Genomic DNA, 17,250 nt, shown 5'->3' with positions numbered 1-17,250 from the left:
GAGAATGCCCGCATGCGTATCGGACTGCTCGGCGCCGGGCCGTGGGCGCGCCAGGTGCACGCCCCCGCCATCGCGGCGCATCCCCGCTGGTCGGCGGCCGGGGTGTGGGCGCGACGGCCGGAGGCGGCCGCCGGGATCGCCGCGGTCTCCGGTGGTCCGGTGCACGCCTCGGTCGAGGACCTGCTCGACGCGTGCGACGCCGTCGCGTTCGCCGTCCCGCCCGCCGTGCAGGCCGAGCTGCTGGAGCGGGTGGTGGCCGCCGGGAAGCACGTCGTGCTGGAGAAGCCGCTGGCCGCGGACCTCACCGCCGCGGAACGGGCCGCCGCCGCGGTCGCGGCCTCGGGCGTCCGGTCGGCGACGATGCTGACCCTGCGGTTCGACCCGGCGATCCGGGCCTGGCTCGACGCGGTCCCGGCCGGCGCCGGCGGTCCCGGGACGACCGCGACCGCCCGCTGGCTGTCCGGGGCGCTGCTCGGCGGGCCGTTCGCGGCGTCGTCGTGGCGGGCCGAGCACGGGGCGCTGCTCGACGTCGGCCCGCACGTCGTGGACCTGCTCGACGCGGCGCTGGGCCCGGTCGTCGACGTCGACCACGCCCACCGCGACGAGCCCGACCTGTGGCGGATCGGCCTCGTCCACGACGGCGGCGCCCGCAGCTCGGTGGTGCTGTCGCTGCGTGTCCCGGTGGACCCGACCGAGTTCGAGGTGGCGCTGGTCGGCGGGCTCGGGGAGGACGGCCGCGGCCGGTACGTGCTCGACCGTCGCCCGGCCGACGCGGTCGCCTGCTTCGGCGCGCTGCTCGACGACCTCGCCGACGCGATCGCCTCCGGCGCCGACCTCCCGGTGGACGCCGCACGGGCGTTGCACCTGCAGCGGGTGATCGATCGGATCGTGCGCGGGGTCGGCTGATCCCCGCGCCGGCTCCCGGCCCGGCCGGGCTCAGCCCCGGTCGGTGCGGGCGGTGCCGTTGCGCGGGGTCGGCTCGCCACCGTTCTCGCGGGCCGCGAGCTCCTCGTGGAGGCGCTGCAGCAGGTCCTGTTCGGTGGGGGTGAGCCGGTCGGCCAGGCCCCCGGCGGGGCGGGGTCGCGGCCGCGGCCTCGGCGCGGGCGCGTCCGCGGGCCCCGTCGTGGGGTCCTCCGCCGGACCCGGCGCGGGGTGCTCCGTCGCCCGTGCGGGGGGCTCCGTTGCGGGGGCGACGACGTCGGCCGGTTCCGTGGGGTCCTCCACGGTGCCGTCCCACCCGGTGGTGTCCCGCTCTGTGGCGTCCCACTCGTCCGGCTCGTCGTCGGTGAGCAGGAGGTGCCGGGGGCGGCGCTCCCCGTCGGCCGGGGCCGGGGGTGTCGGGGCGCGCAGGATCGGGACGCCCGGAGGTGGGGTGGGGGCCTCGTCGACGGGGTCGGCCTCGTCGGCCGGGGGCCGGGGGCCGGTGGGCCCGGTTCCGGCCGGTCCGGTGCCTGCGGGGCGGTCGAGTCCGGCCCGGATGTCCGGAGCCGGTCCGGCGTGGGCCGGGTCCGCCGGGGCGTCCGCCGTGGCCGGTGCGGCTCCGTTCGTCTCGGCCCCGGCGGGCGACGTGCCGACGTGGTTCCGGTCGGATCCGGGCCCCGGGTGTGCCGGCCCGGCGGTGGTGCGGGCCGGGTCGTCGCCGGTGGTCACACGGTGGGCGGGATGCGCCGGGCCGTCGCGGCGGTCGTCGTCGACGGTCACGGTGGCGGTCGCGGCGGGGACGACGTGCGGCGTGCCCGGGACGGTCTCCTCGACGTCGCTCCGGTCGGTCCGCGCCGCGGTCTCCGGCGGCGGGATCTCCCCGGCCCAGGCACCGGAGGCCCAGTCGGCGAGCCAGGACGCCTCGTCGGGTCCCGGTGCCGCGGGCGGCCCGACGGGCGGACGCCCGACGACCGGACCGGGCCCGCCGCCCGCGGGCGCGCGGCCCTCCCCGGCCCGCCTGCGGAGCGGCACGCCGAGGTCGCGCGGGGCCGCCCGGGGGCCGGTGGGGGCCGGGTCTGCGGGGACGACCGGCGGGACGGACGCGGCCGGGGACACCCCGGCCGCGGGCGGTGACGAGGTAGCCGGGTGCGCCGGGATCCCGGGAGGTGCGGGGGCGACCGGCGGTGGGGCCGGTTCGTCGGAGGGGGCCGACGGCCGCCCGGCCGGCGTCGTGGCGGGCCCGGCCGGACGCCGCTCCGGCGGCCCCGCCACCGGCCCGCGGACCGCGATCGTGGGGTGCGCGCCGTTCGCGTCGGGGAGGTGGCCGTTGCCGGCGGTTCCGGGGCCGGCGACGAACCGGCGCCGGGGGACCTCGCCGACCCCGCTCGGCGGGGTCGGGTCCGGGCTGTCGCCCTCCGGGGGAGAGTCGAACCAGTCGCCCGCGGAGGCCTCCCGCAGCGCCCGGATCGGCGGCGACGGCCGCGGCGCCGGATGCGCCGTGTCCTCCCCCTCGACGGGTGCCGCGACGTGTCGGGCCGCGGAGCCGCGTGGCCCGGCCGGGCCGGGACCGGCTCCGTCCTGAGTGCCGGTTCCCGGGACCGGAGCGGCTCTGTCGGACGTGTCGGTGCCCGGGGCCCGGTCCGGCCCGATGTCGGGTGCCACCGCTCCCGGGGACGGGGCTGTCGCGGCGACCCCCTCCGTCGTCGGCTCCGGGTCGACCCGGCCGGGCCGGTCCTCCGGGTCCGGGGTCTCCGTGGCGGGGCTCCCGGTGAGTGGCGCGGGGCGGTCGATGCGCACCGGTGCGGGCGGTGGGTCCGAGGCGGGGACGTCCGTGTCGACGGAGGAGTCGACGGTGACGTCGCCGGGGGAGCTGTCGGTGCGGTGCCCGGCCGGTGCGTCCTCGACGGCGTCGGGTCCGGGGACCGCCGTGATCCCGTCCCCGTCGGGCCGCGAAGCCGGGGGCATCGCCGAGGACAGGAGCCCGACCCGGTCGGAGGGCCGGTCGTCGGGAACCCGGTCGGCCGGCGGGCCGGACGTGTCGTCGTCCGCAACCCCGCCCCCGCCCCCGGGTTCCACCAGGGGAGACCGGGACGTGTCGAGGGCGGGCCGTGGTGCGTCGCCGGGGAGGGACACCGACCCGTCCTCCCGGGACGGAGCGGCAGCGTCCTCCCGGGACGGAGCGGCGGCGTCGTCGCGGGACGGAGCGGCGGCGTCGGAGACCGGAGTGGCGGGGAGCCGACGCGCGACCTCGCGGGCGGCGCGGTGATAGCCGGGGTCCGGGCCGTCGTCGCCGACCTCGACCGACACGACCAGCCCGGCCCGGGCCAGCGCCGACTGGGCCTGGTAGGTCAGGACCTCGGGTGCGCCGTGCGACCCGGTGCGGGCCAGCAGCACCGGCTGCGGCAGCGGACCGGGGGCGGCACCGGCGGGCGTCGTGCGCCAGGCCAGCGTCCAGCCCGACTCCGGGACCGGGACGCCGGCGAGCGCGGCCGCGACCGCCTCCGCGGCACCGGGCGGGCCGTCGCCGTCGAACCGGTGCGGACCGGCGGCGACGTCCGCAGCGGGCGGCAGGCAGGCGTCGGCGTCGGGCTGAACCCGGCGGGCTGCGGCCTCGGCGACCAGCTCGGAGCGCACCGCGTGCGGCAGCACCACCCGTCCCGCGACGAGCTCGGCGACCAGCAGCTCCAGCGCGTGCCCCTCCTCGCCGACGGCGACGAGCTCGCGTCCGGTGGCGAGCAGGTCGTCGTCCACCCGGCCGGCCAGTTCCCGCAGCACGCGGTACGTGGGGTCGGACATGGGGCCTCCTTCGCGGTCCCGCGTCAGCCGGTGGGGACCGGCTCGCGGCTCCACAACGACGCCGCCGCGGTGCACGCGGCCTCGTGGTACTCGGTCGGGGCGTCGCCGCTGAGGGCCTCGACGCGCGGGACACGGTCACCGTGGACGCGCAGCAGCCGCGCGACCGCGGCGGCGAGCAGGTGCGGCCGCTGCGCGTCACGCACGAGCAGCACGCGGGCGCCGTCGTCGCGCACGGCCAGCAGCAGCGCGGACGCCTCGTCGCGCACGACCGACAGCGCCGACCACGCGGCCAGGTCCGGCTCGCCCGCCGTGAACGCGGGCGGAGCGGGCGGCGTGCCGGGCAGCACCGCCTCGACCAGGCGCCGTGACGGCGCGTCCGGCCCGACGACCTCGGCGAGCAGCGTGCGCTCGTGCCCGGTCAGCCCGATCCGGTGCCGCAACAGCGTGCGCGGCAGGACCGCGCCCAGCGCCGCGGTGTCCCCGGCGGCCAGCCAGTCGCGCAGCCGCCAGAGCAGCTCGTCGGGGAACCGGCCGGCGAGCCGCAGCAGCAGCTCGTGACCGGCCGGGACCCCGGCGAGCCGATCCATGTCAGCCGCCGACCTCGACCGTCAGCTCCACCTCGACCGGCACGTCCAGCGGCAACACCGCGACGCCGACGGCCGACCGGGCGTGTGCCCCGGCCTCGCCGAACACCTCGCCGAGCAGGTCCGACGCGCCGTTGATCACGCCGGGCTGGCCGGAGAACGAGGGGTCCGACGCGACGAACCCGACGACCTTCGCGACGCCGGTGACGCTGTCGAGGCCGACCAGCCCGTCGATCGCGGCGAGCGCGTTCAGCGTGCAGATCCGGGCCAGGTCGTACGCCTGCTCGGCGGTGACCGTGGCGCCGACCTTGCCGGTCGCGGCGACCTTCCCGTCCACGAACGGGACCTGCCCGGCGGTGAACACGAGGTTCCCGCTGCGCCGGGCCGGGATGTAGGCGCCGGCCGGTGCGGCCACCGCGGGCAGGGTCAGCCCCAGCTCCTTCAGCCGGGCGAGTGCGCTCACTGCTGCACCGGCCGCTTGAAGAACGCCACCAGCTGCTCGGCGTTCGCGCCGCTCGTCACCGTGACCAGTTCCCAGCCGTCCTGGCCGAAGTTGTCCAGGATCGCCTTGGTGTTGTGGATCAGCAGGGGGGCGGTCAGGTATTCCCACTTCACGACCGGGGAGCTCATGGGCGGGACTGTAACCCGGGCACCCGACACCGAACCGTCGTGGCGCGACGGATGGCCGTCCCCCTGCGACGGACGCCCACCGCCGGAGCGTGGGACGCGCCCCGTCCGTTGTGGGACGCACCTCGCCGACGGGCCGCTGTCGGTGGGCGCTCGTAGGCTGGATCCGTGACCACGACCGTCCGGCCCGAGCCCGGAACCCGCCCCGCCCCGTGGCCCGACGCGCTCTCCCGCGCGCGGTTCCACGTGGTGTCCGGCAAGGGGGGCACCGGCAAGACCACCGTGGCCGCCGCCCTCGCGCTGGCCCTCGCCGGCGGCGGGAAGCGGGTGCTGCTCGTCGAGGTGGAAGGCCGCCAGGGCATCGCCCAGGTCTTCGACACCGCCCCGCTCCCGTACGAGGAGCGCCGGATCGCCGTCGCGCCCGGCGGGGGCGAGGTGCGGGCGCTGGCCGTCGACGCCGAGGCCGCCCTGCTGGAGTACTTCGAGATGTTCTACCGGCTGGGCGTGGCCGGGCGGACGCTGCGCCGGATGGGCGCGATCGAGTTCGCGACGACGCTCGCCCCCGGCCTGCGCGACGTGCTGCTCACCGGCAAGGCCAAGGAGTGCGTCACCCGCACGGAGTCCGACGGTCTCCCCGCCTACGACGCGGTGGTCCTCGACGCGCCACCCACCGGCCGTCTCGTGTCGTTCCTCGACGTCACCAGGGCGATGGCCGACCTGGCCAAGGCCGGGCCGATCCACGGGCAGGCCAAGGGCGTCGAGGCGCTCATCCACTCCCCGCTCACCGCGGTGCACCTGGTCACGCTGCTGTCGGACCTGCCCGTCACCGAGACGCTCGACGCCGCCGCCGAGCTCGACGCCGCCGGGATCCCGCTGGGCTCGGTCGTGGTGAACCGGATGCGCGAGCAGTGGCTGCCCGACCGCTCGGTCACCGCCGCCGCGGGCGGGCGGGTCGACGCGACCCGGATCCGCAACGGCCTGCAGAGCGCCGGGATCGAGCTGGCCCCCACCGAGATCGACGGCCTGGTCGCCGAGACCGTGGAGCACGCCGTCGCCGTCGAGGGGGAGACCGCCGCGCTGCGCCGCCTGGAGACCGAGCCGACCCCGCCGCTGCCGCGGCTCACGCTGCCCGCGCTGCTCGGCGGGGTGGACCTCGGCTCGCTCTACGAGCTGGCCGAGTCGATGACCGCGCAGGGTGTGCACCTGGAGGCCCGCCGATGACCGCCCCGCTGGACGTGGACGCCCTGATCGACGACCCGGGCACCCGGGTCATCGTGTGCTGCGGCTCGGGTGGCGTCGGCAAGACGACCACCTCCGCCGCGCTCGCGGTGCGCGCCGCCGAGCGCGGTCGTCAGGTCGTCGTGCTCACCATCGACCCGGCGCGCCGGCTGGCGCAGGCCCTCGGGGTGGACGAGCTGTCCAACGACCCCGCCCCGGTGAAGGCCGTCGACGGCGAACTCGCCGCGATGATGCTGGACATGCGCCGCACCTTCGACGAGATGGTGGAGTCGCACGCCCCGCCCGAACGGGCGCAGAAGATCATCGAGAACCCCTTCTACCAGACGATCTCCTCCTCCTTCTCCGGGACGCAGGAGTACATGGCGATGGAGAAGCTGGGCCAGCTGGCCGGTGCCGGGACGTGGGACCTCGTCGTCGTCGACACGCCGCCGTCGCGCTCGGCGCTGGACTTCCTCGACGCCCCGCAGCGCATGTCCCGCTTCCTCGACGGCCGCATGATCCGGCTGCTCGCCGCGCCCGCCCGGGCCGGTGGCCGCGGGCTGCGCCGGATCGTCGAGGCCGGGTTCGGGCTGTTCGCCAAGGCCGTCGGGTCGATCATCGGCGGGCAGATGCTGCAGGACGCGTCGGCGTTCGTACAGGCCTTCGACACCCTGTTCGGCGGGTTCGCCGAGCGGGCCGAGAAGACCTACGCGCTGCTGCGCTCGGAGGGGACGGCGTTCCTCGTCGTCGCCGCGCCGGAGCCGGACGCGCTGCGCGAGGCGGCGTACTTCACCGAGCGGCTGTCGTCGGAGGACATGCCGCTGGCCGGGCTGGTGCTGAACCGGACCCACCCGGTGCTCGCACCGGTCTCCGCGGCGCGCGCGCGGGCCGCGGCCGAGCAGGTCGGAGGGCCGGGCTCGCAGATCGCGGCCGCGGTGCTGCGGCTGCACGCCGACCGCGTCGACCTGCACGAACGGGAGGAGCACCTGCTCACCCGGTTCTCCGCCGCCCACCCCGGCGTGTCGGTGACGCGGGTCCCCGCGCTGGCCGGCGACATCGCCGACCTCGACGGGCTGCGCCGGGTCGGCGCGCTGCTGGCCGGCGAGGCCGAGACCGGCGCCGCGGCGACGGCGGGCTGAGGCTCAGGACACGCCGAGCACCGCCCGCAGCCGGGCCGAGCGGGGCGCGAACACCTCGAGCACCCCGACCGCGCGCAGGCCGGGCAGCAGGTCCCGCAGGTGCGCGGCCAGACCGGCCTCGGCCGGGTCCCCTGCGGGCAGCGCCTCCAGGGACCGCGCCGTCGCGACGAACGCGGCGACCGTCCCCGTGCGTACCTGCGCTCCACCCAGCTCCTCCAGGCGGCACTGGACCGTGCGGAGGCCGACCGGTTCGCCACCGTCCTCGACGGTCTCGTCGAGGGCCTGCGCGATCCCGGTCGCTGACCTCAGGGCATCGAGAAGAAGATCATCGGGTTGCGCGAGGTCCCGCGGACGCCGGTGATCCCCAGCTCGGCCCGGACGGCGTCGAGCGCGCGCAGGTTCCGCGGCGCCGCCGCGCGCGAGGAGGTGAACCAGCCGGTGCCGCTGCGTTCCAGGTGCCGCAGCACCTCGGACCCCTCGGTGAACGGGCGCGCCCGGGGCAGGTGGAACACGTCGTGCACGCTGGTCGGGGTGCCCGTCGCGATCCGCCCGAACAGGTGCTCCAGGTACCAGCGGGCGAAGCGGCGCCCGTGGTCGGCGTCCACGAAGAGGTAGCCCGTGTCGGCCGGGACCTTCTCGACGGTCTCGCGCAGGTCCCCGCGGTGGAACGTCCAGCGCCCGGTCGACAGCTCCTCGGGCACGGTGCCGCACACGTGGTCGACCAGGTCGAACGACTGCAGGTGACCGGACCCGTTGTCGCGCAGCGCGGACAGGATCCAGGTGGTGGACCAGCCGTAGTAGGTGCCGACCTCCACCACCTGCGACGGCCGGTGGTGGCGCAGCAACAGGTAGGTCAGCTCGGCCTCGACGTCGTCGAGCTGCGGGGTGATCGTGCCGTCGGCGAGGAGTTCCCGCTGCCGGTCGATCACCATGGCGAGGTCGTCGGCGTGCGTCCGGTAGAGGCCGGCCAGGAACTCGAGCACGCGCCTGACGCTATCGGGTCAGGCGCTCCTGCTGCGTCCGGCGTAGTGGTCGGAGCGCGCGCGCCCGAGCAGCGCGGCCCAGTCGCGCACGTCCGGGCGCCGGCGCAGGAGCGCGCGGCGCTCCCGCTCGGTCATCCCGCCCCACACGCCGAACTCGACCCGGTGGTCCAGGGCGTGTGCCAGGCACTCGGTGCGGACCGGGCAGGACAGGCAGAACTCGCGGGCCTCGCGCTGGTCGGCACCGGTGACGAACAGGTTCTCGGCGTCGGAGGTGCGGCAGCGTGCGGCCGCACGCCAGTTCCAGACCGCGGTGCAGGCGCGGACGACGACGGCGGGGCGCAGGCGGGGCCTGCCGGTGACGGGACGCAGGGTGTCGAGCATCGGGTCGCCTCTCGGGCCGGGGCGGGCCCGGTGGCCCGCGACGTGATGCCTCGATCCTGGGACGCGGAGGGTGCCCGGGTCAGCGCGCAAAACTACGCAACCTGGGGACACGAGCCTGACCGTGTCCTGACCTCCCGGCCCGTAGGCTTGTCCCTGTGAGGTTCCCCCGGCGTCTGCTCCGCCCGCTCGGCGTCCTCGCCGGCCTGTGCGTCCTGCTCGGTGTGGTCACGGCGGGCATGGCCTTCCCACTGGTCGGTGGCCTCGGCGTGCTGTCCAACGAGGCGGGTGACAGCGTCACGTCGAGCTCGGCGGACCTGGTCGGCACCCGCCCGCCGCTGACGACGACGCTCACCGACTCCGACGGCCGCCCGATCGCCTACCTGTTCGACCAGAACCGCACCGAGGTCACGAACGACCAGATCTCGACCGCGATGAAGGGCGCGATGCTGGCGATCGAGGACCGCCGGTTCTACGAGCACGACGGCGTCGACTGGCAGGGCACGCTGCGCGCGGTCGTCGCGAACTCGGCGTCCGGCGACGTCGTCCAGGGTGCCTCGACGATCACCCAGCAGTACGTCAAGAACTACATGCTCTACGTCGACGCGACGAGTGAGGCCGAGCGGCTCAAGGCCACCGAGCAGACCCCGGCCCGCAAGCTCAAGGAGGCGCGGATCGCCCTGCAGCTGGAGCGCCAGCTGTCCAAGGACGAGATCCTCAACCGCTACCTCAACATCGTCTTCCTGGGCAACGGGTCCTACGGCGTCGCCGCCGGGGCGCGCACCTACTTCAACACCACGCCGGACAAGCTGACCGTCCCGCAGGCCGCGATGCTCGCCGGGATGGTCCGCTCGACCACCCAGTTCGACCCGGTGCAGAACCCGCAGACCGCGCTGCAGCGGCGCAACGTCGTCATCGACCAGATGCGCCAGCAGCAGATGATCGACGACGCCCAGGCGAAGCAGGCGATGGCCGCTCCGCTCGGCGTCGCGAACCCGCTGGTCCGCGTGCCGAACGGCTGCAACGGCGCCGGCGACATGGGCTTCTTCTGCAAGTACGTGACGCAGTACCTCACCGAGGCCGGTTTCACCGAGGAGCAGATCCAGCGCGGCGGCTACACCATCCGCACCACCCTGGACCGCCGCGCGATGACCGAGGTCAAGCGCTCCCTGGACAAGGAGGTGCCGCCGGACACCCCCAACGTCGCGAACGTGATGTCGCTGGTCCAGCCCGGCCAGGACAAGCACCGCGTGCTCGCGATGGGGTCGAGCCGCACGTTCGGCCTGAACGCCGACGCCGAGGAGACCAGCTACGGCCTGCCGTACCAGCCGGTCAACCTCGGGGCCGGGTCCACGTACAAGATCTTCACCGCGGCCACCGCGCTGGAGAAGGGCCTCGGCATCAACTACTCGATGCAGGTGCCGCCCTCGGGCTACGCCTCCCCGATCTACGTCGACGGCAGCGGGCGACCCGTCCCGGTCGCGAACGCCGGCAACTACCCCGGCCGGATGAGCCTGACGGACGCGCTCGCGCAGTCGCCGAACACCGCGTTCATCAAGCTCGAGGAGTTCACCGGGGTGCCGGACGTGGTCGACATGGCCGTCCGCCTCGGCATGAAGTCCCTGGCCACGACGCCGTTCGTCGACCCGGGCACCGGCAAGCGCACCGACCGCTCGATCGCCGAGGTGATCAAGGACCAGCGGCTCGCGTCGTTCACGCTCGGCGTCACCCCGACGTCGGTGCTGGAGCTGGCCAACGTCGGCGCCACCCTGTTCTCCCAGGGCAGGTGGTGCCCGCCGACGCCGATCGACTCGATCACCGATGCCGAGGGCAAGCCCGTCCCGATCACCGAGGAGCCCTGCCAGCAGGCCGTCGAGCCCGCCCTGGCGAACACCCTCGTCACCGGCCTGAGCAAGGACGACATCGCAGGCACCTCCGCCGCCGCCGCGAAGGCCGCCGGCTGGACCCGGCCGATGGCGGGCAAGACCGGGACGACCCAGCAGCACAAGTCGGCCGCGTTCATGGGCGCGATCCCGGAGATGGCCGGAGCGGTCATCACCTTCGACAACTCCAACCGCCCGCAACCCCTCTGCGACGGCGGCGGCGCCCCCTTCGCCTGCGGGAACGGCAACATCTTCGGCGGCAAGACCCCGGCCCGGACGTGGTACGGCGCGGTGACCCCGCTGGTGGCGAACACCCCGCCGACGCCCCTGCCCGCGACCGACCCCCGCTACCTCGACGGCGGCGCCGAGTCCCGCATCCCGGACGTCGTCGGCCGGTCGGCCGGCGCCGCCCGCGGTGAGCTGGAGGGCGCCGGCTGGCAGGTCACCACCCGCACCGTCGACAACAACGCTCCGGAGGGGACGGTCGTCGGGCAGGAGCCCCGCGGCGCCGCGCTCCCGGGTGAGCAGGTGACCTTGCAGGTCAGCAGTGGGTCGGTGCCGGCCCCGCCGCCGCCCCCGGGCACCCCGACGCCCGGCCCGGCCCCGGGGCAGGACGGCGGCCCGCCGGCGGACCGTCCCGACGGGAACCGGCCGCCCGACGGCGGGTGACGCTCCGTCCGGCCGGGTCACCCGGCCGGGCGGCACCGCGCGCCATACCCCGTCGGAACGAGGCATCACCGCTGGTCGCGGCCTAGCATGCCGTCATGGCCGTGCGGTGGAGGAGCAGGCGTCCCGCGCCGGCGCCCGCCGACGACGGGCGCTGGGGCGTGGCGCGGCTGGTCGCCGAGCGCGAGGCGGACCGGCTCGCCCGGGAGCGGGGTGACCGCCCCGCGGGTTCCGCCGTGTCACGGCCCACGTCCGACGGGATCCGGCCCGCGTCCGGCGTGGAGCAGGGGCCCGGTGCTCCGGCTGCCCGACCGGCCGCTGTGGACGGCACCGCCGTCCCCGAGCGGGTCGCCCCCGTGGAGGCCCCCGACCCGTCGGCGGAGGAGGAGCGGCCCGCTGCGCGCGAGCCCGACATCGACGGCCCCACCCAGCGGACCCTGACCGCGGTCCGGCGCCGCAGGCCCGGCCCTACCGCCATCCCCACCCCGGACGACGACGCGGGCGACCCGGTCCCCGGCCCCCGCCGCCCGGTGACGCCCACCCCGTCGTCGCCGGTCCCGCCCGCGCCCCGGCGGTCGCCGACCGGCCCGGTGCCCCGGCTGCCCGCCCCGCGTCGCCCCCGCGCGGACGGCGACGAGCCCGTCGGCACGGTCTACCGGCCGCCCGCGGTGTCCGCCCGGCCCCCGGTCGACCTCGACAACGGCCTGCTCGGCTTCTCGCGGCTGACCCGCGGCCGGGTCGGGGCCCGGGTGTTCACGATCGTCTTCGTCCTGATCTACCTGGTGATCCTCGTCCAGACGCTGTCGACCATCGTCTGAGGCAGCACGTCGGCTGTCGGTGCCCCGGTCTAGCCTGAAGATCCGCACGCCGCGCCGGGCGAGGAGGAGGTGAACCGCGATCACGACCCCGTCGTCGACGTCGTCGCACCGCCTGACGTCGGTCCTCGCGATCCCCGCCTTCCGCAGGCTCTGGTCGGTCACCGCGGTGACCGCGACCGGCGAGTGGCTGGCGCTGCTGGCGCTCACCTCGCTGGCCACCCACCTCACCGCGGGCGCCGGGTTCACCGCGCAGAGCTTCGCGCTCGGCGGCGTCGTCGCGACCAAACTGGTGCCGTCGCTGCTGTTCGGGCCGCTCGCCGGGGTGCTCGCCGACCGCTTCGACCGGCGCAAGGTCATGGTGACCTGTGACCTCACGAAGTTCGTGCTGCTGCTGTCGATCCCGTTCGTCGGGCAGCTGTGGTGGCTGCTGGTCGTGACCCTGCTCCTCGAGCTGTGCACCATGTTCTGGATCCCGGCGAAGGACGCAGCGGTCCCGAACCTGCTGCGGAGCCCGGCCCAGATGGAGAGTGCGGCGCAGCTGAGCCTGCTGGTGACCTACGGCGTCGCCGTCGTCGGGGGTGCGGGGCTCTTCGCGCTGGTCAGCAAGGTCGGCCCGCTGTTCGGCGCGGACCAGGCGACCACCGTCTACGCGGCGCTGTGCGTCAACGGGTTCGCGTTCCTGGTCTCGGCGCTGGTCGTGTACTTCGCGATCCCGGAGATCTCCGGCCGGGCCACCGAGGCCGAGCGGCGGCACGCCCCGCCGTCGATGCTGTTCCTGCTGCGCGACGGCTACACCTTCGTCGTCCGCACCCCCCTCGTGCGCGGGCTGGTCGTCGGGATCGTCGGCGCGTTCACCGCGGGCGGCGCCGTGATCGCGACGGCCAAGCTCTACGCGTCGAGCCTCGGCGGCGGGGATGCGGCGTACTCGATCCTGTTCGCGTCGGTGTTCGCCGGTCTCGCCGCGGGCATGGCCGTCGGTCCGGTGCTGGCCCGGCGGGTGCCGCACCGGCGGCTGTTCGGCAGCGCGATCATCGGGGCCGGGGGGTCGTTGGTCGTCGTGGCGATGGCGGTGCACCTGTTCATGGCGATCGCCGCGGTGCTGTGCGTAGGTGCGTTCGCCGGGGTCGCGTTCCTGACCGGGCTCACGGTCATCGGCACCGAGGTCGCCGACGGGATCCGTGGTCGGGTCAACGCGTTCGTCCAGTCCCTGGTGCGGCTGGTGCTGCTGGGGGCGATGTCGGTGGTGCCGATCGTCGTCGGCGTCGTGGCGACGCGGACGGTGACCGTGGGCGACACCGCGCTGCTGGTCGACGGCACGCGGTTCGTCCTCGCCGGAGGCGGCATCCTGGCGGCGGTGGTCGGCGTCGTCGCACGCCGGCAGATGACGGAGGAGGGGGCGTCGTGAGCGTGTGGGACGACGTGGTGGGCCAGCCCGCCGCCGTCGCCGAGCTGGACGGGGCGGCGTCGGACCCGACGGCGATGACCCACGCCTGGCTGTTCACCGGTCCGCCCGGCTCCGGCCGGTCGAACGCCGCACGCGCCTTCGCGGCCGCGCTGCAGTGCCGCTACCACGGCTGCGGTGAGTGCGCGGCCTGCCGGACCGTCATGGCGGGCACCCACTCCGACGTCCGCGAGATCGTCCCCGAGGGGCTGTCCATCTCGGTCGCCGAGATGCGCTCGCTCGTCCAGCTCGCCGCCCGGAAGCCCGCCACCGGGACCTGGCAGATCGTGATCATCGCCGACGCCGACCGGCTCACCGAGGGCGCGTCGAACGCGCTGCTCAAGGCGGTCGAGGAGCCGGCGCCCGAGACGGTGTTCCTGCTGTGCGCGCCGTCGGACCACCCCGACGACGTGCCCGTCACGATCCGGTCGCGCTGCCGGATGGTGCACCTGCGCAGTCCGGCGCCCGAGGCCGTCGCCGGGGTGCTGCGCGACCGCGACGGCATCGACCCGGACCAGGCGCAGTGGGCGGCGTCGGTGTGCGGCGGCCACGTCGGCCGCGCACGGCGCCTCGCCCGCGACCCGCAGGCCCGCGCCCGGCGCGAGGAGATCCTCGGCGTGCCCACGAAGCTCCGCCGCCTCGGCGACGCGTTCTTCCACGCCGACGTGCTGATCCGCGCGGCCGAGGCCGAGGCCGACGAGCTGCGGTCCTCCCGCGACGAGTCCGAGCGCGAGGAGCTGGCCGTCGCGATGGGCGCCGGCGGCACGGGCAAGGGCGCCGCGTCGGCGGCGCGCTCGGCGAAGGCGGCCGAGCGGGACCTGGAGAAGCGGCAGAAGAGCCGGGCCACCCGTACCCAGCGGGACGCGCTCGACCGCGCACTGGTCGACCTCGCCGGCTTCTACCGGGACGCGATCGTCGCCGCGACCGGTGCGACGGTGCCGCTGACCAACCCGGACCGCGACCGCGAGATCCGGGTGGCCGCCGCCGAGTGGGGCCCGGAGTCGAGCCTGCGTCGCCTGGAGGCGGTGCTCGCCTGCCGCGACGCGCTGGAGCAGAACGTGAAGCCGCGGATCGCCGTCGAGGCCATGATGACGGCCCTGCACCGTGGATGACCGGCCGCTGATCCTCACGGCCCTGCTCGACGACGCCACGCAGGCCCGGTTCGACGACCTGCGCGAACGGCACTTCCCGGCCGGGCGCAACCACCTCGCCGCGCACCTGACCCTGTTCCACGCCCTGCCCGGCGCCGCCGCCGCCGAGCTCGCCGCCGACCTGACCGCCGCGACCGACCGCGCCCCGATGACCGCCCTCGTCACCGGCCTGCGGCTCCTCGGCCGCGGGGTCGCGTTCACCCTCGACTGCCCCGAGCTGATCGCGCTGCGCCGCGGCGTCGCCGAGCGGTGGCGGCCGCGCCTCACCCGGCAGGACGCCGGGAAGGCCGACCTGCACGTGACCGTCCAGAACAAGGTCACCCCGGCCGCGGCCCGGGCGCTGCACGACGACCTGGCCGCCGGGTTCGCCCCGTGGGACGCCGGCGTCCCCGGCCTCGCGCTCTGGCGCTACGACGGCGGGCCGTGGGAGCCGGGGCCGCGTTTCCCCTTCTCCGGATGACCGGTGGGGGCTTGTGAGGGGGCGGGAGCGCGGTCGCTACACTTGCCTCGCACCACGCCGCCTTAGCTCAGTCGGTTAGAGCGACGCACTCGTAATGCGTAGGTCTGGGGTTCGACTCCCCAAGGCGGCTCCATTCCACCTGGTCAGAAGCTTGTCCTGGATGTCTTCCGCTCTGTTGGGCAGTGCCGTGGCCTCCTTGCACGGTATTTGTGCCGCTCAGGGTCCTTCTTCGTGGCCTCCCTACGTGTGCGTAGCTCGCTGGTCGGTCGGATGCTCGTGGAGTGGCTTCGGAACTTGTCTGTCTCCGGTTGTCGTGGATGCCGTCCGAGGACGCCGTAGTCGCCCCGTGCCGGCTCGGCGACGCCCCGGGCCACTGGCCATCGGCCAGGGGCGGACGCGTCGCGAGTTCCTGATGGTGTTCGAGGTAGGCGTCCTCAGCTGCCGAAGTCGAAGCGCGTCCGAAGGACCCCGGTGCGCCGGATGAGCTGACGACGCAGCACCACGACCGCCCGGTCCTGGTCGACCGCGACCGCCGCGTCGCCTCCCTCTCGTTGCGCGTCTCCGGCCCCGTCGCCCTGACCCTCCGACGCGGCTCGGCAACGGGGCCCGCCCCATGTGTCTGCCCAGCATCGCCGGTTGCGCGGGCGCCGACTCCAGCACACGGGCCAGGCGAGTGCGCTTCGCACCTCCTTCTGCTGCTCAGGGTCGAGCCAGTAGGCGCCGTGGCCGCGCGCGTCCCGCCCATCCGTACGGGATCGGGAATCAGCCGATCGTCCGCGAGCCCCTCGATCGGGGCGCGACGGGTCCGAGCTGCGCGTGAGGTCGACCCAGGTCAGCATCGGGCCGCCGGGGGACCAGGCGCGCAGGGATCGCGAGCACAGCGGGTCGGTCACAGGGAGATGGCTCCCGTGGCGACCACGAAGCCGATCATCGCCAGCGACACGACGGTGACCCGGAGGAGGGCGAAGCGCTGGAATTCGCCGAGGTCCTTGCCGAGGAGGCCGAGCAGCACCCACAGCGGCGCTGAGGCCGGTCCGATGGAGTGCAGCATCTGGCCCGCGACGCCGGCCCGGGCGATCTCGTAGCCGCTGATGCCGTGCTGGGCGGCGGACTCGGCGAGTACGGGCAGTACGCCGAAGAAGTAGGCGTCGTTGGACATGAAGAAGCTCAGCGGGAGCCCGATCAACGCGGTGAACAGCGGGATCAGGTTGCCCATGCCCTCCGGCACGACCGACAGGGCGGCCTGCGCCATGGCCTCGACCATCCCGGTGCCCGAGAGGATGCCGGTGAAGATGCCGGCGGCGAGCACCAGCATGACCACCGGCACCGCTGAGGCGGCGTGCCGCTTCACGACCTCGCCCTGGTCGGCGAGGTCGGGGTGGTTGACCACAAGGGCGATCACGAAGCCGCCCATGAACAGCGTGACCAGGGGCGCGGCGCCGGAGACGAGCAGGACCAGGAGCAGGACGGTCAGGCCGGCGTTGAACCAGAACCTCCACTGTCGCATCTCGCCGCCGGCGCGCTGCTCGCGGATCTCCTCGGCGAGGTCGGCAACGACCGTCTCGCTGACCCGCTTGCGCTGGCCGCGGCCGAGCAGGTAAGCCATCGCGACGATGGCCAGCGACGTCAGGCCCAGTGCCGGCAGCAGTGGGACGAGATACTCGGTCGCGTCGAGCCCGAGCACGGAGATGGCACGGGTGGCGGCTCCACCCCACGGGGTGGAGCCGGAGATCGCGCCCAGGCTCATCGTGGCGATGGCGGCGATGACGAGCGGGGTTCATGCCGAGTCGCCGGTAGATCGGCAGGAACGCCGAGCAGATGATCATGTAGCTGGTGGTGCCGTCACCGTCGAGCGCGACCAGGAGCGACAGCACCGCGGTCCCGACGCAGATGCGGACGGGGTCTCCCTTGGACAGTCTGATGATGCCGCGGGATACGGGCTCGAACAGCTTGGCGTCCATCATCACGCCGAAGTAGAGGACGGCGAACAGCAGCAGTACGCCGGTCGGGGCGACGGTCTCGATGCCCTCGACGGCCATGTCGCCCAGGTCGGCGCCGCGGCCGGCGATGATCGCGTACAGCACCGGTGCGGCGATGATGGCGACGAACGCGGTCGTGTACTTGCGCATCACGAGCACCATGAAGGTGCCCAGTGTCATGAAGCCGAGTGCGGCAAGCATCGTTG

At 75.2% G+C, this 17,250-nt stretch carries 16 protein-coding genes, 1 tRNA gene and 1 pseudogene; 10 read left to right on the top strand and 8 right to left on the bottom strand.

The genetic code is table 11. The annotated features are described in order from the left end of the window. Positions 1–12: 12 nt before the first annotated feature. The gene (locus ATL51_RS15595; RefSeq protein WP_100879019.1) at positions 13–906 is read left to right on the top strand and encodes a Gfo/Idh/MocA family protein; all 894 of its coding nucleotides are present in this window, start codon (positions 13–15) and stop codon (positions 904–906) included. Between the two features lie 30 nt (positions 907–936). Here the strand turns inward: ATL51_RS15595 and ATL51_RS15590 are convergent, their stop codons facing one another. The 4 genes from ATL51_RS15590 to ATL51_RS28260 are packed head-to-tail and all read right to left on the bottom strand — an operon-like array spanning position 937 to position 4,931. After that, positions 937–3,717, bottom strand: coding sequence for a hypothetical protein (locus ATL51_RS15590; RefSeq protein WP_100879018.1), 2,781 nt, complete (start codon positions 3,715–3,717; stop codon positions 937–939). Between the two features lie 23 nt (positions 3,718–3,740). Beyond that, positions 3,741–4,304, bottom strand: a complete 564-nt coding sequence (locus ATL51_RS15585; protein WP_100879017.1) for a hypothetical protein — start codon at positions 4,302–4,304, stop codon at positions 3,741–3,743. A 1-nt stretch (position 4,305) separates the two neighbouring features. Next, positions 4,306–4,764, bottom strand: coding sequence for a RidA family protein (locus ATL51_RS15580; RefSeq protein WP_100879016.1), 459 nt, complete (start codon positions 4,762–4,764; stop codon positions 4,306–4,308). After that, positions 4,761–4,931: a DUF4177 domain-containing protein gene (locus ATL51_RS28260; protein ID WP_139282840.1), complete on the bottom strand. Its 171-nt coding sequence runs from the start codon at positions 4,929–4,931 to the stop codon at positions 4,761–4,763. The genes ATL51_RS15580 and ATL51_RS28260 overlap by 4 nt, the downstream gene beginning before the upstream one ends. A 165-nt stretch (positions 4,932–5,096) precedes the next feature. On the opposite strand from ATL51_RS28260, the gene ATL51_RS15575 reads away from it, so the two are divergent. From ATL51_RS15575 to ATL51_RS28255, 3 genes are all read left to right on the top strand, one after another. Continuing rightward, on the top strand, positions 5,097–6,149 hold the full coding sequence (locus ATL51_RS15575; protein WP_100879015.1) for an ArsA-related P-loop ATPase: 1,053 nt from the start codon (positions 5,097–5,099) through the stop codon (positions 6,147–6,149). After that, complete coding sequence (locus ATL51_RS15570) at positions 6,146–7,285, top strand: ArsA family ATPase (RefSeq protein ID WP_100879014.1); 1,140 nt, start codon at positions 6,146–6,148, stop codon at positions 7,283–7,285. Before ATL51_RS15575 ends, ATL51_RS15570 begins: the two co-directional genes overlap by 4 nt. A gap of 99 nt (positions 7,286–7,384) precedes the next feature. Beyond that, positions 7,385–7,588: a hypothetical protein gene (locus ATL51_RS28255; RefSeq protein WP_157818379.1), complete on the top strand. Its 204-nt coding sequence runs from the start codon at positions 7,385–7,387 to the stop codon at positions 7,586–7,588. A gap of 2 nt (positions 7,589–7,590) precedes the next feature. Here ATL51_RS28255 and ATL51_RS15560 read toward each other — a convergent pair whose 3' ends face one another. After that, positions 7,591–8,268, bottom strand: a complete 678-nt coding sequence (locus tag ATL51_RS15560; protein ID WP_253069165.1) for a class I SAM-dependent methyltransferase — start codon at positions 8,266–8,268, stop codon at positions 7,591–7,593. An 18-nt stretch (positions 8,269–8,286) separates the two neighbouring features. Further along, positions 8,287–8,649 carry a WhiB family transcriptional regulator gene (locus ATL51_RS15555; protein ID WP_100879013.1) on the bottom strand — a complete coding sequence of 121 codons (363 nt, stop codon included), beginning with the start codon at positions 8,647–8,649 and terminating at the stop codon, positions 8,287–8,289. Between the two features lie 155 nt (positions 8,650–8,804). Here ATL51_RS15555 and ATL51_RS15550 point away from each other — a divergent pair, with 155 nt between their 5' ends. The 6 genes from ATL51_RS15550 (at position 8,805) to ATL51_RS15525 (ending at position 15,198) form a co-directional block, all read left to right on the top strand. Beyond that, the gene (locus ATL51_RS15550; protein ID WP_301549042.1) at positions 8,805–11,198 is read left to right on the top strand and encodes a penicillin-binding protein; all 2,394 of its coding nucleotides are present in this window, start codon (positions 8,805–8,807) and stop codon (positions 11,196–11,198) included. A gap of 95 nt (positions 11,199–11,293) precedes the next feature. Beyond that, complete coding sequence (locus tag ATL51_RS15545; protein WP_157818378.1) at positions 11,294–12,013, top strand: hypothetical protein; 720 nt, start codon at positions 11,294–11,296, stop codon at positions 12,011–12,013. A 79-nt stretch (positions 12,014–12,092) separates the two neighbouring features. Continuing rightward, positions 12,093–13,418 (top strand): MFS transporter, encoded by a 1,326-nt coding sequence (locus ATL51_RS15540; RefSeq protein ID WP_100879011.1) that lies wholly within the window; start codon positions 12,093–12,095, stop codon positions 13,416–13,418. Beyond that, positions 13,415–14,566: a DNA polymerase III subunit delta' gene (locus tag ATL51_RS15535; protein WP_073576015.1), complete on the top strand. Its 1,152-nt coding sequence runs from the start codon at positions 13,415–13,417 to the stop codon at positions 14,564–14,566. Before ATL51_RS15540 ends, ATL51_RS15535 begins: the two co-directional genes overlap by 4 nt. After that, positions 14,559–15,065, top strand: coding sequence for a 2'-5' RNA ligase family protein (locus ATL51_RS15530; RefSeq protein ID WP_100879010.1), 507 nt, complete (start codon positions 14,559–14,561; stop codon positions 15,063–15,065). The genes ATL51_RS15535 and ATL51_RS15530 overlap by 8 nt, the downstream gene beginning before the upstream one ends. Before the next feature lie 56 nt (positions 15,066–15,121). Next, positions 15,122–15,198 (top strand) — tRNA-Thr (locus ATL51_RS15525). 756 nt (positions 15,199–15,954) lie between these two features. On the opposite strand, the gene ATL51_RS29420 is transcribed toward ATL51_RS15525, so the two are convergent. Both ATL51_RS29420 and ATL51_RS29895 read right to left on the bottom strand, forming a co-directional pair. Further along, the gene (locus tag ATL51_RS29420) at positions 15,955–16,830 is read right to left on the bottom strand and encodes a citrate:proton symporter (RefSeq protein ID WP_301549254.1); all 876 of its coding nucleotides are present in this window, start codon (positions 16,828–16,830) and stop codon (positions 15,955–15,957) included. Positions 16,831–16,849: 19 nt separating this feature from the next. Beyond that, positions 16,850–17,224, bottom strand: a pseudogene (locus ATL51_RS29895) (SLC13 family permease); the annotation flags it as partial. Between the last annotated feature and the right edge of the window lie 26 nt (positions 17,225–17,250).

The sequence above is a fragment of the Pseudonocardia alni genome, from assembly GCF_002813375.1.
Taxonomy (GTDB): domain Bacteria; phylum Actinomycetota; class Actinomycetes; order Mycobacteriales; family Pseudonocardiaceae; genus Pseudonocardia; species Pseudonocardia alni.
The sequence above is the reverse complement of the archived record's forward strand: the minus strand, read 5'-3'. Positions and strand labels throughout refer to the sequence as shown.